Consider the following 22900-nt stretch of genomic DNA (forward strand, 5'->3'; position numbering starts at 1 on the left):
GACAGCCGGTGCCGCGTGTGTAAAGCAGCGAAGCTCATCAGGCCGGAGGGGATTGTAGTTCAAGATACGATAGTCGGTTTACACATTGGAGGCACTATGCAGATAGCATGGGCGTCCGAAGCTCCGGCACCGCGCAGATAGCACGGGCCAAGCAGCGATTGTAGCATTATTGGCAATACATTGAAACGAAGCCCGCAGCAAGCGGGCTTTTTTTTTCCTACCTTCCCGTCCTCCCCCCGTTGGTCCCCGAATTGGCGCAGCAGCGCCCACACAGGAGTAAATGCATGGCTAAAGAAGAACTGATCGAAATGAGTGGCGTGGTGTCCGAAGCGCTGCCGGAACTGCGTTTCCGCGTGGACCTGGACAACGGCCACAAGCTGATCGCCTACACCTCGGGCAAAATGCAAAAGAACCACATCCGCATTCTGGCGGGTGACAAGGTGACGCTGGAACTGTCGCCATACGACCTGAGCAAGGGCCGTATCATTTTCCGCCACATCGAAAAACGCGGCCCGGCGCCGACGCAGAGCTTCCCGCGCCGCCGCTAAGCCGCGCGCGCCTACCAAGCTGAGCCGCATTCGGGAACTCGGCGTCCCCGTCAGCCCCCGAATGCGGCTCAGCTCGCTTTACGGCAATACCTGCAGCGCGATACCCGACGCCATGCCCGGCGCGTGGTAGACGCGCTGCGTGGCTTTCTTGAAGTCCTCCGGCTTTGCGCGCGGAATCTCCATGAAGGTTTGCGGGTTCAGGTCCACCAGCGGGAACCATGAACTCTGCACCTGCACCATGATGCGGTGGCCGCGCCGGAAGGTGTGGTTCACTTCGCCGATGCTGTAGTCCAGCGCTTCCACTTTCCCCGGTACGAAAGGCTCGGCCTTTTCAAAACTGCGGCGGAATTTTCCGCGCAGCGGATTGCCGCGCACCAGCTGCTGGTAGCCGGCCATGTTCACCTGCGGCGGCCCCACGTCGTGCTCCTCGTCCTTGCCCGCCTCCTGCTTCGGATAGTCGTCCGGATACACGTCGATCAGCTTCACCACCCAGTCCGCGTCGGTGCCGCTGGTGGACACGAACAGCTTGGGCGACACCGTGCCGGCCACCGTCACATCCTCCTCCAGCACTTCACTGCGGTACACCAGCACGTCCGGCCGCGAGGCGGCGAAGCGCTGGTCCGACACCATGTATTCCTTCGGCACGCCGGTGGCCGGGTAGCCGATATAGGGCACCGGCTTGGCCGGGTCGCTCACATACTCGTCGTAGCCCGCGCCGCTGGCGGCGGCCGGCTGCTGCCAGCCCAGCGTGCCGTTGGCGCCGAAGTACAGCGTGCGCGCCTTGGCCTGCTGCGGCGGCCACGCGCTGTAGCTGCGCCACACGTTGCTGCCGGTTTCGAACACGCGCACGTTCGCCGGGGCCGGGCCTTTTTCGTCTTTCAGGTGCTGCTCGAAGAAGGGCAGCAGGATCTGCTGGCGGTAGTAGTCCGAGGTCTTGGCGTCGAAGCGCACATGGCCCAGGCGCTTGCCCTCGTCGGCCGCCCAGCCGCCGTGCACCCACGGTCCGATCACCAGGCCGTTGTAGATGGCCGGGTTGTTGCGCTTGATGGACTGGTAGGTGGTGAACGGGCCTTGCGGGTCTTCCGCGTCGAACCAGCCGCCCACGGTGAGCACGGCGGCGCGCACGTTCTTCAGGTGCGGCGCGATATTGCGGCTTTGCCAGAAGGCGTCGTAGGTGCTGTGCTCCACGTTCGGCCAGAACAGCGCGCGCTGCTTGTCCGTCATCGTGGCGCCGATTTTTTCCAGGGTGCGGTGCTTGAGGAAGAAGTCGTAGGCGTCGCTGCCGCCGTAGTCGAAATCGGTCCAGGTGGCCGGCAGCGGCGTGGGGTTCGGCTCCTCGGTGAAGGCGGCGTAGAAGTCGAAATTGGCGGCCAGCATGAAGGCGCCGCCGTGGTAGGAGTCGTCGTTCATGTACAGGTCCGTCACCGGCGCCTGCGGCGAGGCGGCTTTGATGGCCGGGTGCGAATCGATGATGCTGGCGGAGGTGTAGAAGCCCGGATACGAAATGCCGTGGATGCCGACCTTGCCGTTGTTGTTGGGGACGTTCTTCAGCAGCCATTCCACGGTGTCGTGCATGTCCTGGCTCTCATTGCCTTCGCCCGGCTTGCGGCCGGGATTGACGTGCGGCGTCATCTCCTGCCATTTGCCTTCGGACATGAAGCGGCCGCGCACGTCCTGCTTGACGAAGATGTAGCCGCTGGTCTCGAATTCGCGCGACGGCCCCACGTGCTTGGGATAGAAGTCCACGCCGTAGCGCAGCTTCTCGTCCACGGTCACGCCGGCGCTGTAGGGCGTGCGCTGCACCAGGAAGGGATAACGTTTGGAAGTGTCCTTGGGCACGTAGACGGCGGTGAACAGGCGCACGCCGTCGCGCATGGGGATGCGGTATTCGTATTTGGTGTAGTGCTCGCGCACCGAGTATTCGTCGGTGGCGGCGGCCGGTGCGGGAGCGGCGGCGGCGTGGGCGCCGCTGTAGGCCAGCAGCAGGCCGAAGGCCAGGGCGGAGATGGGCGTGCGCAATGCGGTCATGGGCGGTTACCGTGTCGGGATTGAGTCCGACAGTGTAACCCGCCCCTTGCCTGCCTCGTCAATTGGTATAGGCGTTGCGCTGGCGCTCCTGGATGCGCAGCCGGTCCAGCTTGGCCGCGTACAGGTCGTGGTCGCCGCGCGTGGTGCTGTTGTCCATGGCCAGCTTCATGTGCTTGTCGGCGGTGGGCAGGTCGCCCAGCTTGTAGGACGCCACCGCCAGCCAGAAGTGGAACTCATGGTAGTAGGGCGAACGGTCCACCTCGCGCGCGAACAGGTTGCGCGCCTTGGTGTAGTCGCCGGCCTGCATGGCCAGCTGGCCTTGGTTGAAGTAGTGGAAGGGCGGATTGGGCTCGCGCCGCACCAGCTCGCTGCGCAGCACCGCCGCTTCGTCGCGGCGCCCCATGCCCTCGAGCACGGTCACCAGGTTGGACATGGCGATCAGGTTACCCGGCTGCAGCACGCCGGCATAGCGCAGCGCGGCCTCGGCCTGCGGCAGGTTGCCGTGCTTCTGGTAGACGATGGCCAGCGTGTTGTAGGGGCTGAGGAAGGACGGGTCGGTTTCCACGCTTTTGCGCGCCCACCAGTAAGCATTGTCGAGTTCGCCGCGCGACAGGGATTCGGCGGCGCGGTTGTTCATGAACATGGCGATGATGCGCTGCTCGCTGATCTCCTCCACCAGCATCTTGCGGCCCTCGGCGGGCGGTTCGAAGTCCACCACCATGTAGTGGTTGTTGTCCACCGCGTTGATGTCTTTCAGGCGCGGCTTGCCCAGCACCAGGTTGACGTGGCCGCTGGCGAAATACAGGTTGCCGCTGCGGCTCCAGGTTTCCTCCGTGGTGACCGACTGGTAGCGCACCGTCATGCCCATTTCGCGCGCCATGGCGGCCGTCATGATGACCAGCGACAGGCAGTTGCCGCGCCGCGCGGCAAAGGTCTGGGCGGCGTTGCGTGTCATGGTGGAGTCGTATTCGAGCTGCAGCTGTTCTTTCCGGTACAGCGCGTCGAACAGCACCTGCTGGATGGGGCGCTTGTGGTTGGCCACGCGCAGCGCGTCCGCGTAGGCGTGCATTTCCGGATTGACCGCGAAGATCTGCTCGGGCGCCGTGCTTTCGCTGGGGCGGCTGAACAGCTGGTCGGCGAACAGCGGGGGCGGCGGCGGAGGCGGTGCGGTGGCGCAGCCGGACAGCAGCGCCGCCAGCAGCGGCAGGAATAGCGATAGGGCAGCAAAGCGTTTCATGGCACACCTCCATGAAACAAGTATCCTCGGCTGCTTTGTGACTGTCAAACGGCAATTATGCGGCGGCGCGTCATGGCGCCGCGCTGCGGATCAGCCCAGCGGCCGGGCGTCCACCGGCTGGCCCTGGGCGTCGAAACGCTGCGCCACGGACACCGCCTGCAAGCCTATGGTGGCCAGCGCGTCGGCGATATTGTCCACTTCCAGCTGCAGGTCGCAGCCGAGGTCGATCGGCTGGTCGCAGGACAGCAGCGGCGCCGTGCCGGGCGCGCCGTACAGGTTCACGCGCAGCACCATGCTGCCGCGCACGTCGGCCGGGGCGATCACGGCGCTGGCGCCGGGATGCGCTGCCAGCGCCTGGCCCAGCTTGGCCATCGTGTCCAGCAGCGCGTATTCGGATTGCGCCTGCTCCTTGGCGCCGTAGAACAGGTCCTGGTACAGGAAGTTCAGCTCCAGCGGGCGGGCGCCGGCCAGGCAGCGCTGCACCAGCGGCGCGGCGTCCACCGTCCACTGGCGGTAGCGCTCCATGCGGGCGGCGTAGTAGTCGTCCTGCTCCTGCTCGCCTTCCGGCGCCAGGTAGAACGGGTCGTCGGCGCGCTTCATGGCGAAGCCCAGCAGGAAGCGCAGCTCCAGCGCGGTGTCGTCCGCGCCGAAGGCGGTGGCGGCCCAGCCGCCCATGCTGCGCTCGAGCGCGGGCGCGGCGTGCATTTTCTTGTCCGTCATCGAGGTGGTGGCTTCGCGCACCATGGCGTTCAGCTGGCTGTAGCTGACGCGGTCGATCTCGTCCAGGTCGTAGGCGTGCTGCACCAGCACCACCTTGGCCTTGGGGCTCTCCAGGCCGCCCTTGGTGAAGCTCTGCAGCAGCGCCTCGAAGGCCGCCTCGTCCTGGAATTCCTGCGCCTGCGCCAGGCCGCCCGTGCTGCGCACGAACAGCGGAATGGCAAAGGCGTTGATCTCGACGTCGGGCTGGCCTTCGCGCCGCACCAGCACCGTGCCGGCCGCTTCTTCCACCGTGTCGCGCAGCAGGCGGTAGGCGTCCACGTCCTCGAAGCGGGCCAGTTCGATCGCGCTGTAGAGCAGCTCGTCCTTCTTCTGCTGCACGTATTTGCGCACCTGGCGCGGGAACTCGGCGGCCTTCTGGCGCAGCTCGGCGCTCAGCTGGTCGCTGTCTTCCTGTTCGGCCAGTTCCAGGGCGGCGGCGCACAGCGCCTCGGCCAGGAATTCTTCTTTGTCTTCGGGGGGCGTGCTGTTCTTGCGGGGAGCGGGGCGCTTATTTTTAGGCATGTGTGCGCGTAAGGCGTGTTTAGTGTTCGATGTGGAAGGTTTCGTGCAGCTCGTCGAGCAGGTCGTCGGTTTCGTCTTCGGACAGGCCCAGGTGGGCGCAGGCGATCTCGCCGCCCTTGTCCCATTCCAGCGAGGCGCTGTTGCCGTGGAAGCGCTGGATGCCCTTGTCGGCCAGCACCGACAGCGCCACCAGCGAACGCACCGCGTCGTCGGTGGCGTCGTCCGTCATGACGGCGTAGTCGTGGTGGTGCAGGATGGCCCATGACACGTCCGGCGACAGGCCCCAGTTGCGCGCCAGCAGGCAGCCGATGGCGGCGTGGTTGGTGCTGTGGCGGGCGTCTTCGATGGCGGTGAACTTGCGCTCGGCGTCCCGGCTGGCTAGGGCGAAGGTGTCTTTATAGTCGGCGAAGCGGTTCATCAGCAGCGGCACGCCGATGTCGCAGAACAGGCCGAAGGTGTGGGCGATGTCCGGCGGGGCGATGCGCAGCTTGCGCGAAGTGAACACCAGCGCCTGCGCGCGGCGCGCGGAGACTTCCCAGAAGCTGTCCAGGTTGCCGTCCTTGCCGTCGATGGCCTGGCGCGCCAGCAGCCCCGTCAGCAGCGCGGCGCACTGGTTGATGCCGAGGAAATTGATGGCCTGTTCCACCGACTTGGCCTTGCGCGCGGCGCCGAAGTAGGGCGAGTTGGCCAGCTTGAGCAGCGCGCCGGACATGCCCACGTCGTTGCCGATAATGCGGGCGATGCGGCGCGGCGACGGGTCCGCCTCGGCCAGTTCCCGTTGCAGGTCGACCAGCAGGCTGGGGCGCGGCGGTATGCGGATGGAGCGCAGCAGGGCGTCTTCTACCGTCGTTTCGATTACCGGGGCGGGGGCTGCAACTGAGGTCATGATGTTTAGGACAAAGGCGGATCGGCGTGGATCTTTGATTATCGCTTGTTCCGCGTTGCTATAGCGCAAAATTCCAAGAAAAAAAATGTAAATGCGGGCTGTTACATTGAAATATTGGCAGTTGGGCACCGCGTGGCGCGCTACCATTGCCGATATGACTACTTTCATCGCCGGGATAGATTTTAGCGCACCTTCGCACGAGGTGGCGCCGCAGCTGATCGGTGTGACAGTGCTGGTGAACGGCGTGGGCGGGCGCATAGTGGAAACCGAGGCCTACGACATGAGCGAGCCGGCCGCGCACACCTACAACGGGCCGAGCGCGCGCAACGCCTCCATGTTCGGGCCGCCGGGGCATGCTTATGTGTATCTATCGCATGGCATCCACTGGTGCCTGAATTTTGTGTGCCGCGAGCCGGGGCACGGGGCCGGGGTGCTGATACGGGCCATCGAGCCGCTGGCGGGGCTGGACGCGATGCGGGTGCGGCGCGGCGGCGAGGACGTGCGCATGCTGTGCTCCGGACCGGGCAAGCTGTGCCAGGCGATGGCGGTGACGCGCGCGCACAACGGCCTGGCGCTGACGGCGCCGCCGTTCGCGCTGCTGCCGCCCGCCGGGCCGGTGGCGCTGGCCGTGGGGCCGCGCATCGGTATTTCCAAGGCGGTGGAGTTGCCGTGGCGCTTCGGCGAGGCGGGCTCGCGGTTTCTCAGCAAGCCGTTCCGGTAGCGGGCATGGCGGCTTAGGGCGCAGCCCGCAACCCGCCGGCGGGGCGCTGGCGCGGCACGGGCGCCACCACCGCCACGCCGCGCATCGGGCTGGCCGGGGCGCGGCGCTCGCCGTGCTGCGCGGCGGGTGCTGGCGCTGGCTCCCCGGCTTCGCCGCCCTGGTCCAGCTGGAACACGCCCACCGCCTGCGACAGGTGCGCGGTCTGCTCCTGCAGGCTGGCTGCCGCGGCGGCGGCCTGCTCCACCAGCGCGGCGTTCTGCTGCGTCACGTCGTCGATGCGCTCCACCGCCTGGTTCACCTCCGTGATGCCCTGCGCCTGCTCCGCGCTGGCGTCGCTGATGCGGGTGATGATGTCGTTCACCTGCCGCACCGAGGCCACGATGTCGTCCATGCTGCTGCCGGCCTGGTTCACGCAGGCGCTGCCGCTGTCTATGGTGGCCACGGACGCGGCGATCAGCGCCTTGATCTCCTTGGCCGCGCCGGCCGAGCGCTGCGCCAGCGTGCGCACCTCGGACGCCACCACTGCGAAACCGCGCCCGGATTCGCCGGCGCGCGCCGCCTCCACCGCCGCGTTCAACGCCAGGATATTGGTCTGGAAGGAGATGCCGTCGATGACGCCGATAATCTCGACGATCTTGCGCGAGCTGGCCCGTATCGTATCCATGCTGTGCACTGCCTGCGCCACTGCCTCGCCGCCCTTGCTGGCCAGGCCGCTGGCGCTGGCTGCCAGGTCGCAGGCCAGGCGCGCGTTGTCGGCGTTCTGCCGCACCGCCTGCGTCAGGTTCTGCATGGCGCTGGCGGTTTCCTCCAGCGAGGCGGCCTGGCGTTCGGTGCGGTTGGACAGGTCCAGGTTGCCGCTGGCGATTTCGTGCGAGGCGGTGTCGATGGCCTGCACCGCGCCCGTCACGGTGAGCAGGGTCTGGTTCAGGTTGGCGATGGTCTGGTCCAGCGCGCGCGCGGTGTCGGCGATCTCGTCGCGGCCTTCGTTGCGGCGGCCCAGCACCAGCCTGCCCGCCGCCAGTTCCTGCACCGCCCCGCCGATGGCTTGCACGTCGCGCAGCAGCGCCGCGCGCACCCGTATCGTGACCAGCAGCGACAGCGCCACCGACAGCAGCACCAGCCCGGCCATGGTCGCGCCCAGCGCATGGAAGCCCGCGCGCGCTTCCGCGTGGGCCTGCACGCTGAGCGTCTTTTCCAGCGCGGCCAGCTTGCCCAGCTGCTCGTTGAGCAGCACGAACTGGGCCTCGGCCTTGGCCATGGAGTTGGTGGCGATGGACTGGTCCACCGCCGCGATCTCCATGGTCTCGAGCACCTGCTTGCGGTAGGCCGCCAGCGCCTGTGAGGACGCGTCGACAATGGCGCGTTCGGCCGTATCGGCCACGCCGGCCAGCGCGGCCAGCTGTTTGTCCACGCCGGCATGGCGCGACTTGATCTGCGCGCCCAGCGCGTCCAGCCGCGCCTGCGCAAAGCTGCCGTTGATCCAGGCCAGCAATTGGTAGATGTTGGCGTGCGCCAGCCGGGCGTCGCCCATCACGCTGGCGGTGGCCTGCAGGCGCGCGGCGCGCACCTGCACCAGGTTCTCCATGGCCGTGTTCTGGCGCACCATGCCGTACCAGGCGCTGGCCGACGTGGCCACCAGCAGCACCAGCACCAGGCCGGGCGCCAGCAGCAGTTTCGGTCCTATCCGCATTTTGTTCAGCATGGCTGCCTCCAAGGCTTATTTTTTGTAGATGCCCGCTTCGAGCACCACGTCGCCCACCCTCAGGATGTAGGTGGTCTTCGGTTCGATCTTGCCGGTGGTGGGGTTTTTGTACATATAGTCGACCCAGCCCTTGCCCTTCTTCGCGGCCAGTTCGATGATCTCGCGGCGGTACTTCTTGCCGTTGGCGTCCGGCACGTCGGTCAGGTCCTTGCCGACGATGGCGGGGTTGACCGGGTGCGCCAGCACGATGCCGGTGTTTATGTCGCGCATGTCCACGTACAGCGAGCCTTGCAGGAACTCCGGATCCTTGCCGCTGATCTTTTTCATCATTTCCTCCTTGCCGTTCGCCTTCATGAAGGCGGCGCCGCGTTCGGCCATGGCGATGGCGTCTTTTTCGGTGGGTTCATTGCTGGCCCAGGCCGAAGCCGAAGCCGCCGCGGCGGCCAGTCCCAGGCAGAGCAGGGCGGTGTTCATCAGTCGTTTCATGGCTTTACTCCCAAGGGTGTGTGTGTCGGATTAATTTACGCTCGGCAGGCGTAGTCCGAATTGCGATAACGCAAGCTTGCTGCAAGTCATGTTCGCGCCATGCAGATGCGTCAAAGATTTCTTACTTTCTAGAAAATAGCCGGTTGCAAATTGATGTAAGGCAACGCGAATGGCCGCCTGAAAACTACGATGAAGTGCCCGCCAACCACTTCAGACAGGAGATCGCAATGACCGCAGACGCCATGCCCGTGAAGTTCAAGCCTTACACCCGCCAGACCATCAAGCAGGCCCGCCAGTGGGAATGGATGCCGGAGGAACTGCGCGAAGCCACGCAAGTGGTGTCGCACGTGCTGCCCTTCCGCACCAATGAATATGTGCTGGACCAGCTGATCGACTGGAACAACGTGCCGGACGATCCGATCTACCGGCTGGTGTTCCCGCACCGCGACATGCTGCCGCCGGAGGAGTACGCCCATCTGCGCGACCTGGTGCTGGTGAAGAAGGACGACGCGGCCATCGCCAAATATGTGCACGGCATCCGCATGCGCATGAACCCGCACCCGGCAGGGCAGATGACGCACAACGTGCCGCGCGTGAACGACGCGCCGCTGAAAGGCCTGCAGCACAAGTACAAGGAAACGGTGCTGTTCTTCCCCAGCGCGGGGCAGACCTGCCACGCCTACTGCACCTTCTGTTTCCGCTGGCCGCAGTTCGTCGGCATGGACGACATGAAGTTCGACGCCAAGGAAACCACGCAGCTGGCGGCCTATCTGCGCGAGCACAAGGAAGTGACGGACGTGCTGATCACCGGCGGCGATCCGCTCATCATGAACACGCGTTCGCTGGTCGAGTTCATCGAGCCGCTGCTGGCGCCGGAGCTGGCGCACATCCAGAACATCCGCATCGGCACCAAGTCGGTGGCGTACTGGCCGCAGCGCTTCGTGTCCGACAAGGACGCGGACGATTTGCTGCGCCTGTTCGAGCGCGTGGTCAACTCGGGCAAGAACATGGCCATCATGGGGCATTACAACCACGCGGTGGAGCTGCGGCAGGAGATTGCGCAGAAGGCCGTCAAGCGCATCGTCGGCACCGGCGCCACCTTGCGCATGCAGGGGCCGCTGATCAGGCATATCAACGAAGACCCGAAAAGCTGGGCCGAACTGTGGACCACCGGCGTGAGGCTGGGCGCGATCCCGTACTACATGTTCGTGGAGCGCGACACCGGCCCGCGCGAATACTTCCAGCTGCCGCTGGCGCGCGCGCACGAGATTTTCCAGCAGGCTTACCAGATGGTGTCCGGCTTGTCGCGCACGGTGCGCGGGCCTTCGATGAGCGCCTTCCCGGGCAAGGTGGTGATAGACGGCGTGGCCACCATCGCCGGCGAGAAGGTGTTTGCCCTGCAGTTCCTGCAGGCGCGCAATGCGGACTGGGTGCGCAAGCCCTTCTACGCCAAGTACGATCCGGACGCGACCTGGATGGACGACCTGGTGCCGGCCTTCGGCAAGGACAAGTTCTTCTTCGAGGAGGGCGAAGCTGCGCCGCGCAAGATCATCCGCCTGGCGACGGCGCGCGGCGAGGCGGTGCTGCCGCCCTCGGGCTGCGGCTCCCACAGCAACGCCGCCTGACGCCATGAGAGCTGCCGATAGGGCGCCGTCCTGGCTGGCGTATGGCGTGCCTGCCGTTATCGGCCGCGTGCGCACACCCGGTTCGCTGCCGGGCGTGCAGGTGTTTTTCCTGGTGTTCCTGCCTTTCGCGCTGGGCCACTACATCTCCAGCCTGCTGCGCAATGTGAACGCCATCCTGGCGCCGCAGCTGATGGCCGAGCTGTCGCTCACGCCGGCGCAACTGGGCCTGCTCACCAGCGCCTACTTTTTTTCGTTCGCGCTGGTGCAGCTGCCGGTGGGCGTGGCGCTGGACCGCTACGGTCCGCGCCGGGTGCAGTTCGCCATGCTGTCCGTGGCCGCCATCGGCGCGCTGGCCTTCGCGGGCAGCCGCGAGCTGAACCAGCTGCTGCTGGCGCGCGCGCTGATGGGCGTGGGGCTGGCGGGCTGTTTCATGGCGGCCGTCAAATCCATCTCCACCTGGATCTCGCCCGCCAAGCTGCCGTCCGTGCAAGGCTATCTGATCGCGGCAGGCGGCCTGGGCGCGGCCAGCGGCACCTTGCCGGTGCGGCTGGCGCTGCACTACGTGGACTGGCGCTGGCTGTTCATCGCGCTGGCGGCAGGCTGCGCCATCATCGCGCTGCTGATCTACCTGCTCGCGCCCACGCCGCCGGAGGCGCCGCGCAAGCCGCAGCGCCTGCCCTTGCGCAGCATGCTGGCCGAGGTCTACGCCCACCCCGTGTTCCGCGACACCGCCGCCCTGGTGCTGGTTCCGCACGCGGTGTTCTTCGGCATCCAGGGCCTGTGGATAGCGCGCTGGCTGAACGACGTGGCGCACTTCGACCAGCAGGCCATCGCCTGGCTGCTTTACCTCGGCATGGCGGCGGTGATCTTCGGCGCCATCTCGGTCGGCATGATTACCGAGTGGGCCGCGCGCAAGAAGATTGCGCCGCTCAGCGTGGCGGCCGCCGGCATTGCCCTCTACATCGCCATCCAGTGCGGCTTTGTGCTGGACTGGGCGCCGAGCTACCAGCTGCTGTCGGTGCTGTTTACGCTGGTGGGAACCATCACCGGCATCGAGTACGCCATCGTCGCGCAGGCCATGCCGCCGGGGCTCACGGGACGCGCGTCCACTTGCCTGAACCTGTTGATTTTCCTGGGCGCGTTTGCCGTGCAGGCGGGCTTCGGCGCCATCGTTGGCCTGTGGCGGCCGGACGCCTTGCAGCACTATCCGGCCAATGCCTACCGGGCCGCGTTCGGTGTGCTGGTGCTGCTGCAAACCGTGGGCCTGGTACGCTTCCTGATGCGCCGCCGGGGTGGCCGCGCGCGATCCGGTAAAATGGCGGCTATCAACTCCAAGGAAGATTATGAAACTGGTTCGTTACGGCCGGCCCGGCAAAGAGAAGCCCGGCCTGATAGATGATGAAGGCAAGCTGCGCGACCTGTCCGGCGTGATCGATGACATCGGTCCCGAGCAGCTGTCCGACAAGGCCATCAAAAAACTGTCCAAGATCCCGCACGCGGATCTGCCGCTGGTGCGCGGCAATCCGCGCATGGGCGTGCCGGTGGCGAAGGTGGGCAAATTCATCGGCATCGGTTTGAACTACTACGACCACGCCGAAGAAATGGGCCTGCCGATTCCGAAGGAGCCCATCGTCTTCATGAAGGCCACCACCTGCCTGTCCGGCGCGGACGATCCGGTGATGCTGCCCAAGGGTTCGAAAAAGACCGACTGGGAAGTGGAGCTGGGCATCATCATCGGCACCCGCGCGCGCTACGTGAGCGAGAAGGACGCCGAGAAGCACATCGCCGGCTACTGCGTCATCAACGACCTGTCCGAGCGCGAGTACCAGTTCGAGCAGGGCTCGCAGTGGGACAAGGGCAAGGGCTGCGACACCTTCGGTCCCGTGGGGCCGTGGCTGGTGACGCGCGACGAGGTCTACCAGGTCAACCAGCTGGACCTGTACCTGGAACTGAACGGCAAGCGCATGCAGACCGGCAGCACCGAAAACATGATCTTCTCGGTGGCGCAGATCGTCAGCTACCTGTCGCAGTACATGACGCTGGAACCGGGCGACGTGATCGCCACCGGCACGCCGCCGGGCGTGGGCAACGCCCGCAAGCCGAAACGCTTCCTGAAGAAAGGCGACTTCCTGCGCCTGGGCATCGCCGGCCTCGGCGAACAGCAGCAGGACGTCATCGCCTACCAGCAGTACTGAGCTGACGGGCGGGGACATGGCGATGCCGTAGGGCGGCTTAGGCGGCACGCCGTAACCCGCCGTGCTAAGCCAGCGCCCTCGCCAGCGCCTCCTGCAGGCGCGACACGATCTCCCCCAGTTCCCCCTCGGTGGCGATGAACGGCGGCGCCAGCAGCACATGGTCGCCGCGCTCGCCGTCTATGGTGCCGCCCATCGGATACACCATCAGCCCGCGTCCCATGGCCGCCTCCTTCACCGCCGCGTGCAGCCTTGCCGCCGACGGGAACGGCTCCTTGCTGTCCCTGTCCTTCACCAGCTCCAGCGCCCAGAACAGCCCCCGTCCCCGGATATCGCCCACGTGCGGATGCTGCCCGAACGCGTCCTTGAGCATGCGCTTGAAGGCCGCGCCGCGCACCGTCACCGCGCCCAGCAGGCAGTCGCGCTGGATGATGCGCTGCACCGCCAGCGCCGCCGCCGCCGCCACCGGATGGCCGATGTAGGTGTGCCCGTGCTGGAACACGCCGCTGCCGTCGCGTATGCGCTGCACCACATGCTCGCGCGCCAGCACCGCGCCGATGGGCTGGTAGCCCGCGCCCAGGCCTTTGCCCAGCGCCACCAGGTCCGGCAGCACGTTCTCCTGCTCAACCGCATACAGCGTGCCGGTGCGCCCCATGCCGCACATCACCTCGTCCGCGATGAACAGCATGCCGTACTTGTCGCACAGCGCCCGCACGCCCTTGAAATAGCCCGGCGTGGGCGGAATGGCGCCGCCCGTGGCGCCCACCACCGGCTCGGCGCAAAAGCCGATCACCTTGTCCGGCCCGGCCGCCAGGATCTCCGCCTCCAGTTCCGACAGCAGGGACGCGGTGTAGTCGCCCAGCGTCTGCTGCGGCAGGCGGTCTCGGTATTCGTAGCAGGGCGACACGCGCCGCACGTCCATCAGCAGCGGTGCGAAATGCTTGCGCCGGAACGCGTTGCCGCCCAGGGCCAGCGCGCCCAGCGTGTTGCCGTGGTAGCTCTGGCGGCGCGCGATGAACACGCTGCGCTGCGGCTGGCCGCTTTCAACAAAGTACTGGCGCGCCAGCTTGAGCGCCGTCTCCATCGCTTCCGAGCCGCCGGACACCAGGTAGACGTGATTCAGGTCGCCGGGCGCGTCGTGGGCCAGGCGTTCGGCCAGCGCCTCGGCAGCCTCGGTGGTGAAGAAGCCCGTGTGGGCATAGGCCAGGCGGTCGATCTGCGCATGCATGGCGGCGCTCACGTCCGGATGGCCGTGGCCCAGCGAGGACACGGCGGCGCCGCCGCTGGCGTCGATGTAGCTGTTGCCACGGCTGTCGCGGATGGTGATGCCGCTGCCGCTGACGGCGATGGGGGGAGTGTGGCGCAGGCTGCGGTGAATGATATGGCTCATGTCGTCCTCGCGGTGGAATGGAAAGACGACGATAAAACGCCGTGCGCGCGGGCTTGTTGATTTTTGTCTTGCCCTGCGCAATTAACAATGTTCCCAAGGGGCTACTGTCGGAATTCTTTACACCGTTGGCCTACCGTAGCCACCAAGAAATGCCTTCAAAAAACAAAGATGCCCGTTGCGAAATTAATATTGCCGATGTGGTATGAAAAGTGCTTTATAGGCAATAGTAACAATTTGCCGGCCTTGGCCGATCATTAAAAATATTGAAAGATGACAACATGTTTAAATTCATGAAGTTCTCCCTGCCAGCGCTGCTGCTGGCTTGCTCGGCATTGAGCGCCAACGCTGCCGTCATCCAGCTGGGCAGCATTTCCAAGGCCTACGGCTCGGCTGGCGGTTCCGCCGCCAGCACCGGCGCGGGTTCGTGCGACACCCTCAATACCAACTCGATCACGGTGCGGGACACGTCGCCGTCCAGCTGCGACCGTTTCAGCGACCTGTTCAACTTCAGCAACCTGGGCTACAAGAGTCTCGACCACCTGACGCTGACGCTGAGCTTCAGCGACACCGGCAATGTCCAGGCGGAAGACTGGAGAATGCGCCCCGCCGCCAGCACGCTGGGCAGCGCCACGCTTTTCGACATGACCAATACCGGCAGCGGCAACGGCAGCACCACCCAGTCGTTCATCATTTCCGCCGCACAGAGCGATGTGTTCAGCTTGATTTCCAACAGCCACAATTTCTACCTCTGGTTCGCCGAGCAGAGTACGGGCGCCGATACCTTCAACCTGATCTCGGCCAAGCTGGACGTGTACGGCACCGTGCCCGAGCCATCGAGCGTCGCCTTGCTGGCGCTGGGCCTGGCCGGCGTGGGCCTGCTGCGCCGCCGCGCACGGCGCTAAGCAGTCCGCAGGAGGCGGCGGGCCGGTTGCGTTTCCATGCCAGTTGCTGGACACTCTGTCCAACGCAATGACATCACAGCCGCCATGACCGATCGCCTGCCTCCCATCCCTTTCGAGCAATTGAACGCCGCCCAGCAAGCGGTGGCGCAGGCCGTGATAGACGGCCCGCGCGGCGCCTTGTACGGCCCGTTTGTGCCCCTGATACGCAGCCCGGAGCTGATGTCCGCAGCGCAGCAGATGGGCGAGTATCTGCGCTACCGCAGCGCCATCGGCACGCGCCTGTCCGAGCTGGCCATCCTGGTGACGGCGCGGCAGTGGGACCAGCAGGTGGAGTGGGCGATACATGCGCCCATCGCCATGGAGGAGGGCATCAGCCCCGCCATGGTGGAGGCCATCGCCGCAGGCCGGCGTCCCGCCGCCATGACGGAAGGCGAGGCGCTGGTGCATGATTTTTGCGTGGAGCTGCAGCGCAACAAGCGCGTCAGCGACGCGACCTATAACGCGGCGCTGGCGCTGTTTGGCGAGCACGGCGTGGTTGACCTGATGGGATTGAACGGCTACTACACCTTGCTGGCGATGCTGATGAACGCGGCGCAGACGCCCGCGCCGCCGTCCAGCGCGGCGCCGCTGCCGTAGCGCAGGGGCGTCAGGCCGGCGTGACGTTGCGCTGTATCCAGAGCAGCATGTCGCGCCAGATGCGCTCGATTTCGGCGTCCGGCGGCAGGGCCTGCGCGTGCGGCAGTTCGATGGTGATGACCGGCACCTGCTTGTGCCGGCCGCTGTAGTTGCCCAGCGAGCCGGGATAGACGCCAACCGGGCGGTAGGACAGGTGGCCGAAGCTGCGCGGCGGTTCGGGCTTGCCGTCGAAATCGAGCACGCCGTAGGGCGCGTGCACGGAGACGATCAGGTCCGGCTGGAAGCGCTCGATGGCGTCGTTGACCCAGCGGCTTTCAGGCTCGGACAGCGGCTTCTTGCCGGGGAAGCGGCGCGGATCGCTGCGCGTGGCCTTGGCCCAGTAGCGCGGCGCCTCCTGCTGCCAGCCTGGCGTGGGGAAGTTGCGGTTCAGGTCCACGCCGCGCGCGTTCACGCGCTGCGGCCTGGCGGCCAGCAGGCCGTCCGGATTGACCAGCGGCGCCACCTTCCATTGCAGGCTTTGCGCGGCCGGCGTGCCCATCTGCTTCAGCCAGTGGAACACCAGGGCCGATGCGGTGAGTTCGTCGCCGTGGATGCCGCCCAGCAGCAGCACGCGCAGCGGGGCCGCGCCCGCGCCGGCAGGCGCGCTCGCGGCGATGTCGCGTTCAAGTATGGGGAAGCCGAGATTGGACTTGGCGCCGCTGGGAACCACGGCGCTCTCGCGGCAGGCCGCCGCCGAGACTTTGGGCAAGCGCTCCGCCAGCCGGTCGCACCAGGGGGCCGATGCCGTCGGCGCCGCTTTCGGCGCGGCGGCGGTGGCACTTGCAGTCGATGCAGCCAGCGATGCAGCCAGCAAGGCTGCAAGCAGCAGCGCCGTTACGCGTATGCCCGCAAACATCATGCCCCTTTTTAACTCAGGCCAGCACTTTCTTCAGCCACGCGCTGATGTGCGTGACTTCTTCCTGGCACAGCGAATGCTGCATGTAGTAGTCGTGCCATTCCAGCTGGTAGCCCAGCTTGGCGAGCAGGTCGCGCGAGGCTTCGGCGCGCGCCACCGGGATCACCGGGTCCATGCGGCCGTGCACCATGAAGATGGGCGTGGCCAGGCTGGCTTCGCTGCGCTCGGCTGCGGTCTTGTCGGCCAGCGGCACGTAGCCGGACAGGCACATCAGGCCAGCCAGCTTTTCCGGATGGCGCAAGCCGGTCTGCAAGGTCATGGCGCAGCCCTGCGAGAAGCCGGCCAGGATGATGCGGCTGGCCGGAATGCCGCGCGCTTTTTCGCGTGCGATCAAGGCTTCCACCTGCAGCTGCGAGGCGCGCAGGCCGGCTTCGTCCTCCTGGCGGCCCAGGTCGGTGTTCACGATGTCGTACCAGGCGCGCATCACGTAGCCGTTGTTGATGGTCACCGGCATGGTGTTCGCGTGCGGGAAGATGAAGCGGATGGCGGGCAGGCCGTCCAGGTCCAGCTCATTGACCATGGGCACGAAGTCGTTGCCGTCGGCGCCCAGGCCGTGCATCCAGATGATGGACACGGATGGGTTGGCGCCCGATTCGATTTCGATATTTTCCAGCAGTGCAGTCATTGCAGATCCTCAGGCAGGTTTGATTGCCGATTTGGGGCGGAATGCCTTGCACACCGCCGGATTGGTTTCCATGTAGGGTCCGCCGATCAGGTCCACGCAGTAGGGCACGGCCGCGAAAATGCCGCCCACCAGCTGCTTGCCGTCGGCGTCCTTCAGGCCTTCCAGGGTTTCCTTGATGGCTTTCGGCTGGCCGGGCAAATTCATCACCAGCGCGGCGTGGCCAGGGTTTTCCCCAGGCGTCTCGCGGATCACGGCGGTCTGGCGCGACAAAATGGCGGTCGGCACGAAGGCCAGGCTGATCTGGCGCATCTGCTCGCCGAAGCCGGGCATTTCCTTGGTGCCGATGGCGATGGTGGCCTCGGGCGTGACGTCGCGGCGAGAGGGGCCGGTGCCGCCGGTGGTCAGCACCAGGTGGCAGCGCACGGTGTCGACCAGTTCCACCAGCGTGGCTTCGATCTGCGCGCGCTCGTCGGGAATCAAGCGGGTTTCGACGCGGAAGGGCGTGGCCAGCGCGGACGCCAGCCATTCCTGCAGCGCGGGCAGGCCCTTGTCTTCATAGACGCCGCCGCTGGCGCGGTCCGAGACCGACACCAGCCCGATCACCAGCACCGGCGCCAGGACTTCACTCGTCATCTTCTTCGCTGTCCTCATCCTCGGCGTCGGCATCGTCGGCCTTGGCCTTGCGGTTCTTGGCGTCGATCTGCTTCAGGATCTGGAAGATTTCGCGGTAAGCCTTGGGCGGCTTGTTCTCGGCCTGTTCCTTGCGGGCGTTGCGGATCAGGGTGCGCAGGTGCTGCACGTCCAGTTCCGGGTTCTCCGACAGCAGCGTGGTGAGCGCGTTGTCGTCGGCCAGCAGCTTGTCGCGGCGGCGTTCCAGCGCGTGCATGGCGGCGGTATCGGCCTTGGACGCGCCTTTCCAGCCTTCGATGGTGCGCTGGATGATGGCCACTTCTTCCTCGTCCAGGGTGCGCATCTTCTTGCCCACGAACTGCATCGCGCGTCGGCGGCCTTCGTGGTTGGTGACACTTTGGCAAGTCAGGATGGCTTCCAGCACGTCCTCGGGCATGGGGACGCGCTTGACGCGGTCGCGCGGGGCGTCCACCAGCTCGGCGCCGAGCGCCTGCAGGGCGTCGGACTGGCGTTTCATTTCGGTTTTGGACGGGCGCTCGTATTCTTCTTCAAATTCGGACGATTTGAAGCCGACAGCGCCCCGGTTTGCATTTGGCATGATAACTGTGAGGCCGGGCTAAACCCGGCCTGTAAAAACTGTAAACGACTGCTATGATAACTGTTTTACCGGCTACCCGAAGAAAACACCACATGAGCGACTCCGCATTCAGCCACAGCCAGGATCAATTGAAGCAGCTTGCACGCGACGTTTTGGCGTATGCGCGCGAAAAGGGCGGCACCGACGCCGCCGTCGAGATCAGCGAGGGCAGCGGCTTGTCCGTCTCGGTGCGCAAGGCAAAAATCGAAACCATCGAGCAGAACCGCGACAAGGGCCTGGGCGTGACCGTGTTCATCGGCCAGAAGCGCGGCAACGCCAGCACCTCCGATTTTTCGGCCGCCTCGCTGCGCGCCACCGTGGACGCTGCCTACAACATCGCCAACTTCACCGCCGACGACGATTGCGCCGGCCTGGCCGACGAGGACATGCTGGAGAAGAACCCACGCGACCTGCAGCTGTACTACCCGTGGCTGATCTCCACCGAGGAAGCGGTGGCGCTGGCGCAGCGCGCCGAAGCGGCCGCCTTCGAGGTGGATCCGCGCATCACCAATAGCGAAGGCGCCGGCGTGCACGTGCAGCAGTCGCACTTCGTATCGGCCAACTCGCGCGGCTTTATCGGCGGCTACCCGTATTCGCGCCACACCCTGTCGGTGGCGCCGATTGCCGGCAAGGGCGCCAAGATGCAGCGCGACGACTGGTACAGCTCCGTGCGCGACGCCGCCAAGATGGCCGCGCCGGAAGCCATCGGCCGCTACGCCGCCGAGCGCGCGCTGGCGCGCCTGAACGCGCGCACGCTGACCACCCGCACCTGCCCGGTGCTGTTCGAGGCGCCGCTGGCCGCCGGCCTGCTGGGCGCCTTCGTGCAAGCCACTTCCGGCGGCGCGCTGTACCGCAAGTCCACCTTCCTGCTCGACAGCCTGGGCAAGGAAGTGTTCCCGTCGCACATACAGATAGACGAAGACCCGCACGTGGTCGGCGCGGTCGGCTCGGCGCCGTTCGACGAGGAAGGCGTGCGCACCCAGCGCCGCGACGTGGTCAAGGACGGCGTGGTGCAGGGCTATTTCCTGTCCACCTATTCGGCGCGCAAGCTGGGCATGAAAACCACCGGCAACGCCGGCGGCTCGCACAATCTGTCGCTGACGTCCTCGCTGACCAAGAAAAACGACGACTTCGTGGCCATGCTCAAGAAGATGGGCACCGGCCTGCTGGTGACCGAGCTGATGGGCCAGGGCACCAACTACGTGACCGGCGACTACTCGCGCGGCGCGTCCGGCTACTGGGTGGAAAACGGCGTGATCCAGTACCCGGTGGAGGAGATCACCATTGCAGGCAATATGAAGGAAATGTTCCAGCAAATCGTCGGCATCGGCTCGGACGTGCTGGTGCGCGGCACCAAGCAAACCGGCTCCATCCTGATTGAGAAAATGGTTGTTGCGGGAGGCTAATTTTTTCGTTGCATGCATAGCCATGTTTCCATACACTGTCTTCGGCATATCAAAAAACCAAGGAGACAATGTATGGAACGCCGTTCATTCATTACCAAGGCCGCAGCCGGCGCCACCGCCGGCGTCATCGCCGTACCGGCCCTGGCGCAGTCCCTGCCCACGATCAACTGGCGCCTGGCGTCCAGCTTCCCCAAATCGCTGGACACCATCTTCGGCGCAGCCGACACCTTCACCAAGCGCGTCTCCCAGCTCACCGGCGGCAAGTTCAACATCCGCTCGTTTGCCGGCGGCGAAATCGTGCCCGGCCTGCAGGTGATGGACGCGGTGCAAGCCGGTACCGTCGAGTGCGGCCACAGCGCCTCCTACTACTACTTCGGCAAGGACGCCACCTTCGCCTTCGACTGCGCCGTGCCCTTCGGCCTGACCTCGCGCCAGCACACCGCCTGGTACGACCAGGGCGGCGGCCGCGAGCTGACGCGGGAATTCTTCAAGGGTTACGGCATCATCAACTTCCTGGGCGGTAACTCCGGCACCCAGATGGGTGGCTGGTTCCGCAAGGAAGTCAAATCCGTGGCCGACCTGAAAGGCACCAAGATGCGCGTGGGCGGCTTCGCGGGCAAGGTGCTCGAGCGCCTGGGCCTGGTGCCGCAGCAGCTGGCCGGCGGCGACATCTATCCCGCACTGGAAAAAGGCACCATCGACGCGGCCGAGTGGGTAGGTCCGTATGACGATGAGAAGCTGGGCTTCCACAAGGTGGCGCCGTTCTACTACGCGCCGGGCTGGTGGGAAGCGGGCGCATCGTTCTCGTTCTATGTGAGCATCAAGGAATGGGAAAAGCTGCCCAAGGAATACCAGGCGGCGATCGAGGCGGCCAGCTACGAGGCTCACGTGGTGATGCAGGCCGAGTACGACTTCCGCAACCCGACCGCCCTGGCGCGCCTGCTGAAGAGCGGCGTGAAACTGCGCAACTTCCCGAAAGACATGATGGACGCCTGCTACAAGGCGGCCAACGACGTCATGAACGAGGAAGCGGCCAAGAACGCCAAGTTCGCCAAGATCTACGAGCCGTGGAAGAAGTTCCGCCAGGACCAGAACCAGTGGGCTTCGGTGGCCGAGGCGACGATGCAGAACTTCCTCATCAGCGCAGGCCGCGGCAAATAAGCAGGCTTGGCGGGTTAGCACGCCAGTGCGTAACCCGCCATTACCGGCAAAGCCCGCTCTTCGGCTCTCCGCAGGCAATCAGACGGCCCACATCCGGGTTGTCCAGATACCCCACATGCGCCTCGACCGGGTTTTCCAGGGCCCCAAACCAGGTGCGGCCGTTGGACACCAGCACATTGTGCACCGCCACCCCAGGGCGTTCGTACTTCTCCTTCAGCAGCGTGTAAGACAGCAGATCGTTCGGATCGGTAAACGCGACCAGCGTCAGCCCCGACAAGGCCGCGCCCGGCGCCGCCGCAAGCCGCGCACCGCGCCGTTCCAGCACGCGCTGCAGGCTGTCCTGCGGCAGCGCGCGGCGGCCGATTTCCAGCGGCAAGCCCTGGTCCGCCAGCCCCAGGATGGGAATCTGGTTCGCCGCCATCACCAGATAAGCCATGCGGTCCAGCGTCTGCTGCGCGGCGTCGGCGGCGCGCCTGGCGTCCGGTGCTGCGCTGCTGTCGTCCAGCATGCTGCTCAGCGTGTCGAACAGGATCTTGCTGCCCAGGCTTTCCGAGATCACCACCAGCGGCGCGTCCGGCGCCGCGCCGGCCGTGGCGCGCATCACCGCTTCGCGCATGCGCTGCTGGATCTGGCCGCGCGCCACGCCCTGGTAGATCAGCGCGTCCGGCAGGCAGTCGTCCATCAGCAGGTCTTTCACCTTGGCGTTGATGCTGGCGCGCTGCGGCGTGTAGGGCGGGCTGCCCTGGCAGATGGGGGATTTGCTGCTCTGGTCGTAACACAGCTGCTGCTTGAGCGGCGTGGTCAGCGGCGACCAGATCAGCGACTGGAAGCGGATGGCGCCGTCAGCGGCGGGCACGACGGCGGGAATGATCTCGATCTGCGGCGCGCCGGGAGCGGCTTGGGCGCGGGCGGCAGGGGCGGGCGGCGGCAGGTTGGCGGCTAGCGCGCCGCTCAGCTGCTGCACGGTCTCCGTGGCCCAGCTCGCGTCGTGCGTGCACATGCCATGCACCAGCAGCACGTCGACCTGGTGGCCGGGCGCCTGCGCAAGGAAATGGGCCAGTCCGGGGAAAGCGGCGCCCGGCTCCATGAAATGCGCCGGCCTGTAGGGCATGCTGCAGGCTGCCAAAGACAGCGCCAACGGAAAGCACAGTAGCGAAAGCGGTTTTTTCATGGCGTTCTCCGGGCAAGACTCAGGAGTCCATGATCGCGACCGTCAGGCGCGCCAGCAAGAGATATCTCCGGCTTGCTTGAGTATCCTCAAGCGGCGGCTGGTTCGCCTTTTACCGGACCGATAAGAACTTCTGCAGGAATGCCCAAATCTTCGTGCAAGCGCTGGATTATTGGAAGGGTTAGTTTCAATGCTCCATTGAGCAGGGCGTGTGCATCGCCCAAACTCCCTAAAATAGCTTGCAAGTCCTCAGGCTGCAGGCCTTTTTGATCCATGTTGAACTTGATTGCTTCAATCGGAGACGGCGCATCGAGAGGGTAATGCCGCGCCTCGTAAGCTGCGATCAATGTCGCCAGCGCGTCGAGCTTGTCGCCATCTGGAGAGCCGGCCTCTGCGTTCATTAACGAGTCAGCCTCCTGCAGAGCTGTACGATAATCGCTTTCTGAATTGATTGCCTGAACATCCATGCCGGTCTCCTCAAACTGTATGGGCATCGATCAAATTATACTGCCGGTGCGTGCCGATGAAACGGATGTACACAATGCCGTGGGGGAAGTTGATTTTTGTGACCAGCCGATATTTGTTGCCCGCTATATTGAACACCACGCGGCCATTCTTCAGCACACTTGCCGTGCCGAATTGCGCTTTCACATCGGCTGGTGAGCGCCAATGGGCTGGAGACCA

At 65.6% G+C, this 22900-nt stretch carries 23 protein-coding genes; 9 read left to right on the top strand and 14 right to left on the bottom strand.

All coding sequences use genetic code 11. From position 1 onward, the window contains the following. Positions 1-284: 284 nt before the first annotated feature. On the top strand, positions 285-548 hold the full coding sequence (gene infA / locus AC07S4_RS11800; RefSeq protein ID WP_494986830.1) for a translation initiation factor IF-1: 264 nt from the start codon (positions 285-287) through the stop codon (positions 546-548). A 78-nt stretch (positions 549-626) separates the two neighbouring features. Here infA and AC07S4_RS11805 read toward each other — a convergent pair whose 3' ends face one another. From AC07S4_RS11805 to AC07S4_RS11820, 4 genes are all read right to left on the bottom strand, one after another. After that, positions 627-2576 (bottom strand): CocE/NonD family hydrolase, encoded by a 1950-nt coding sequence (locus tag AC07S4_RS11805; RefSeq protein WP_494986831.1) that lies wholly within the window; start codon positions 2574-2576, stop codon positions 627-629. A 58-nt stretch (positions 2577-2634) separates the two neighbouring features. Next, positions 2635-3813, bottom strand: a complete 1179-nt coding sequence (locus AC07S4_RS11810) for a tetratricopeptide repeat protein (RefSeq protein ID WP_494986832.1) — start codon at positions 3811-3813, stop codon at positions 2635-2637. 90 nt (positions 3814-3903) lie between these two features. Then, positions 3904-5094 (bottom strand): hypothetical protein, encoded by a 1191-nt coding sequence (locus tag AC07S4_RS11815; RefSeq protein WP_494986833.1) that lies wholly within the window; start codon positions 5092-5094, stop codon positions 3904-3906. A 19-nt stretch (positions 5095-5113) separates the two neighbouring features. Further along, positions 5114-5980, bottom strand: coding sequence for an HDOD domain-containing protein (locus tag AC07S4_RS11820; RefSeq protein WP_494986834.1), 867 nt, complete (start codon positions 5978-5980; stop codon positions 5114-5116). 154 nt (positions 5981-6134) lie between these two features. Here AC07S4_RS11820 and AC07S4_RS11825 point away from each other — a divergent pair, with 154 nt between their 5' ends. Next, complete coding sequence (locus tag AC07S4_RS11825; protein WP_494986835.1) at positions 6135-6701, top strand: DNA-3-methyladenine glycosylase; 567 nt, start codon at positions 6135-6137, stop codon at positions 6699-6701. Positions 6702-6714: 13 nt separating this feature from the next. Here AC07S4_RS11825 and AC07S4_RS11830 read toward each other — a convergent pair whose 3' ends face one another. Continuing rightward, positions 6715-8403 (bottom strand): methyl-accepting chemotaxis protein, encoded by a 1689-nt coding sequence (locus tag AC07S4_RS11830; RefSeq protein ID WP_494986836.1) that lies wholly within the window; start codon positions 8401-8403, stop codon positions 6715-6717. A gap of 15 nt (positions 8404-8418) precedes the next feature. Continuing rightward, positions 8419-8889: a cache domain-containing protein gene (locus tag AC07S4_RS11835; protein ID WP_494986837.1), complete on the bottom strand. Its 471-nt coding sequence runs from the start codon at positions 8887-8889 to the stop codon at positions 8419-8421. 227 nt (positions 8890-9116) lie between these two features. On the opposite strand from AC07S4_RS11835, the gene AC07S4_RS11840 reads away from it, so the two are divergent. The 3 genes from AC07S4_RS11840 to AC07S4_RS11850 are packed head-to-tail and all read left to right on the top strand — an operon-like array spanning position 9117 to position 12709. After that, positions 9117-10514, top strand: a complete 1398-nt coding sequence (locus AC07S4_RS11840; RefSeq protein WP_494986838.1) for a KamA family radical SAM protein — start codon at positions 9117-9119, stop codon at positions 10512-10514. A 4-nt stretch (positions 10515-10518) separates the two neighbouring features. Then, entirely contained in the window at positions 10519-11913 is a 1395-nt protein-coding gene (locus tag AC07S4_RS11845; protein WP_494986839.1) for an MFS transporter, read from the top strand. Next, on the top strand, positions 11858-12709 hold the full coding sequence (locus AC07S4_RS11850) for a fumarylacetoacetate hydrolase family protein (protein WP_494986840.1): 852 nt from the start codon (positions 11858-11860) through the stop codon (positions 12707-12709). The genes AC07S4_RS11845 and AC07S4_RS11850 overlap by 56 nt, the downstream gene beginning before the upstream one ends. A 64-nt stretch (positions 12710-12773) precedes the next feature. Here the strand turns inward: AC07S4_RS11850 and AC07S4_RS11855 are convergent, their stop codons facing one another. Beyond that, a complete protein-coding gene (locus AC07S4_RS11855; RefSeq protein WP_494986841.1) occupies positions 12774-14096 on the bottom strand; it encodes an aspartate aminotransferase family protein in 1323 nt (440 codons plus the stop codon). 278 nt (positions 14097-14374) lie between these two features. Between AC07S4_RS11855 and AC07S4_RS11860 the strand changes: the two genes are divergently transcribed. Next, complete coding sequence (locus AC07S4_RS11860) at positions 14375-14998, top strand: PEP-CTERM sorting domain-containing protein (RefSeq protein ID WP_494986842.1); 624 nt, start codon at positions 14375-14377, stop codon at positions 14996-14998. A gap of 84 nt (positions 14999-15082) precedes the next feature. Next, positions 15083-15634 carry a carboxymuconolactone decarboxylase family protein gene (locus tag AC07S4_RS11865; protein ID WP_494986843.1) on the top strand — a complete coding sequence of 184 codons (552 nt, stop codon included), beginning with the start codon at positions 15083-15085 and terminating at the stop codon, positions 15632-15634. 10 nt (positions 15635-15644) lie between these two features. Here AC07S4_RS11865 and AC07S4_RS11870 read toward each other — a convergent pair whose 3' ends face one another. Genes AC07S4_RS11870 through yjgA form a run of 4 tightly spaced genes read right to left on the bottom strand, consistent with a single transcriptional unit; the run spans position 15645 to position 18442 of the window. Next, positions 15645-16532 carry a M14 family zinc carboxypeptidase gene (locus AC07S4_RS11870; protein ID WP_494986844.1) on the bottom strand — a complete coding sequence of 296 codons (888 nt, stop codon included), beginning with the start codon at positions 16530-16532 and terminating at the stop codon, positions 15645-15647. 13 nt (positions 16533-16545) lie between these two features. Next, positions 16546-17214: an alpha/beta hydrolase gene (locus tag AC07S4_RS11875; protein WP_494986845.1), complete on the bottom strand. Its 669-nt coding sequence runs from the start codon at positions 17212-17214 to the stop codon at positions 16546-16548. A 9-nt stretch (positions 17215-17223) separates the two neighbouring features. Further along, positions 17224-17847, bottom strand: a complete 624-nt coding sequence (gene mog / locus AC07S4_RS11880) for a molybdopterin adenylyltransferase (protein WP_494986846.1) — start codon at positions 17845-17847, stop codon at positions 17224-17226. Then, on the bottom strand, positions 17837-18442 hold the full coding sequence (gene yjgA / locus AC07S4_RS11885; RefSeq protein WP_494986847.1) for a ribosome biogenesis factor YjgA: 606 nt from the start codon (positions 18440-18442) through the stop codon (positions 17837-17839). Before yjgA ends, mog begins: the two co-directional genes overlap by 11 nt. Positions 18443-18534: 92 nt before the next feature. Between yjgA and pmbA the strand changes: the two genes are divergently transcribed. Both pmbA and AC07S4_RS11895 read left to right on the top strand, forming a co-directional pair. Then, complete coding sequence (pmbA, locus tag AC07S4_RS11890; RefSeq protein WP_494986848.1) at positions 18535-19887, top strand: metalloprotease PmbA; 1353 nt, start codon at positions 18535-18537, stop codon at positions 19885-19887. A 72-nt stretch (positions 19888-19959) separates the two neighbouring features. Then, positions 19960-21048 (top strand): TRAP transporter substrate-binding protein, encoded by a 1089-nt coding sequence (locus tag AC07S4_RS11895; RefSeq protein ID WP_494986849.1) that lies wholly within the window; start codon positions 19960-19962, stop codon positions 21046-21048. Positions 21049-21088: 40 nt separating this feature from the next. On the opposite strand, the gene AC07S4_RS11900 is transcribed toward AC07S4_RS11895, so the two are convergent. The 3 genes from AC07S4_RS11900 to AC07S4_RS11910 all read right to left on the bottom strand — a co-directional run bounded on the left by AC07S4_RS11900 (position 21089) and on the right by AC07S4_RS11910 (position 22867). Beyond that, complete coding sequence (locus tag AC07S4_RS11900; RefSeq protein ID WP_494986850.1) at positions 21089-22219, bottom strand: hypothetical protein; 1131 nt, start codon at positions 22217-22219, stop codon at positions 21089-21091. 86 nt (positions 22220-22305) lie between these two features. Next, the gene (locus AC07S4_RS11905; protein WP_494986851.1) at positions 22306-22683 is read right to left on the bottom strand and encodes a helix-turn-helix domain-containing protein; all 378 of its coding nucleotides are present in this window, start codon (positions 22681-22683) and stop codon (positions 22306-22308) included. A gap of 10 nt (positions 22684-22693) precedes the next feature. Next, a complete protein-coding gene (locus AC07S4_RS11910; RefSeq protein WP_494986852.1) occupies positions 22694-22867 on the bottom strand; it encodes a type II toxin-antitoxin system HigB family toxin in 174 nt (57 codons plus the stop codon). Positions 22868-22900: the final 33 nt, after the last annotated feature.

It is taken from the genome of Pseudoduganella sp. GW821-FHT05F09 (assembly GCF_059419605.1).

Excerpts from the sequence above, each read along its gene's own strand:
- AC07S4_RS11865 (WP_494986843.1), top strand. The coding sequence starts at position 15,083 with ATGACCGATCGCCTGCCTCCCATCCCTTTCGAGCAATTGAACGCCGCC.
- AC07S4_RS11845 (WP_494986839.1), top strand. The coding sequence starts at position 10,519 with ATGAGAGCTGCCGATAGGGCGCCGTCCTGGCTGGCGTATGGCGTGCCT.
- AC07S4_RS11805 (WP_494986831.1), bottom strand. The coding sequence starts at position 2,576 with ATGACCGCATTGCGCACGCCCATCTCCGCCCTGGCCTTCGGCCTGCTG.
- AC07S4_RS11835 (WP_494986837.1), bottom strand. The coding sequence starts at position 8,889 with ATGAAACGACTGATGAACACCGCCCTGCTCTGCCTGGGACTGGCCGCC.
- AC07S4_RS11900 (WP_494986850.1), bottom strand. The coding sequence starts at position 22,219 with ATGAAAAAACCGCTTTCGCTACTGTGCTTTCCGTTGGCGCTGTCTTTG.
- infA (WP_494986830.1), top strand. The coding sequence starts at position 285 with ATGGCTAAAGAAGAACTGATCGAAATGAGTGGCGTGGTGTCCGAAGCG.
- AC07S4_RS11810 (WP_494986832.1), bottom strand. The coding sequence starts at position 3,813 with ATGAAACGCTTTGCTGCCCTATCGCTATTCCTGCCGCTGCTGGCGGCG.
- AC07S4_RS11895 (WP_494986849.1), top strand. The coding sequence starts at position 19,960 with ATGGAACGCCGTTCATTCATTACCAAGGCCGCAGCCGGCGCCACCGCC.
- AC07S4_RS11820 (WP_494986834.1), bottom strand. The coding sequence starts at position 5,980 with ATGACCTCAGTTGCAGCCCCCGCCCCGGTAATCGAAACGACGGTAGAA.
- pmbA (WP_494986848.1), top strand. The coding sequence starts at position 18,535 with ATGAGCGACTCCGCATTCAGCCACAGCCAGGATCAATTGAAGCAGCTT.
- AC07S4_RS11870 (WP_494986844.1), bottom strand. The coding sequence starts at position 16,532 with ATGATGTTTGCGGGCATACGCGTAACGGCGCTGCTGCTTGCAGCCTTG.
- AC07S4_RS11850 (WP_494986840.1), top strand. The coding sequence starts at position 11,858 with ATGAAACTGGTTCGTTACGGCCGGCCCGGCAAAGAGAAGCCCGGCCTG.
- yjgA (WP_494986847.1), bottom strand. The coding sequence starts at position 18,442 with ATGCCAAATGCAAACCGGGGCGCTGTCGGCTTCAAATCGTCCGAATTT.
- AC07S4_RS11825 (WP_494986835.1), top strand. The coding sequence starts at position 6,135 with ATGACTACTTTCATCGCCGGGATAGATTTTAGCGCACCTTCGCACGAG.
- AC07S4_RS11860 (WP_494986842.1), top strand. The coding sequence starts at position 14,375 with ATGTTTAAATTCATGAAGTTCTCCCTGCCAGCGCTGCTGCTGGCTTGC.
- mog (WP_494986846.1), bottom strand. The coding sequence starts at position 17,847 with ATGACGAGTGAAGTCCTGGCGCCGGTGCTGGTGATCGGGCTGGTGTCG.
- AC07S4_RS11875 (WP_494986845.1), bottom strand. The coding sequence starts at position 17,214 with ATGACTGCACTGCTGGAAAATATCGAAATCGAATCGGGCGCCAACCCA.
- AC07S4_RS11840 (WP_494986838.1), top strand. The coding sequence starts at position 9,117 with ATGACCGCAGACGCCATGCCCGTGAAGTTCAAGCCTTACACCCGCCAG.
- AC07S4_RS11905 (WP_494986851.1), bottom strand. The coding sequence starts at position 22,683 with ATGGATGTTCAGGCAATCAATTCAGAAAGCGATTATCGTACAGCTCTG.
- AC07S4_RS11815 (WP_494986833.1), bottom strand. The coding sequence starts at position 5,094 with ATGCCTAAAAATAAGCGCCCCGCTCCCCGCAAGAACAGCACGCCCCCC.
- AC07S4_RS11855 (WP_494986841.1), bottom strand. The coding sequence starts at position 14,096 with ATGAGCCATATCATTCACCGCAGCCTGCGCCACACTCCCCCCATCGCC.
- AC07S4_RS11830 (WP_494986836.1), bottom strand. The coding sequence starts at position 8,403 with ATGCTGAACAAAATGCGGATAGGACCGAAACTGCTGCTGGCGCCCGGC.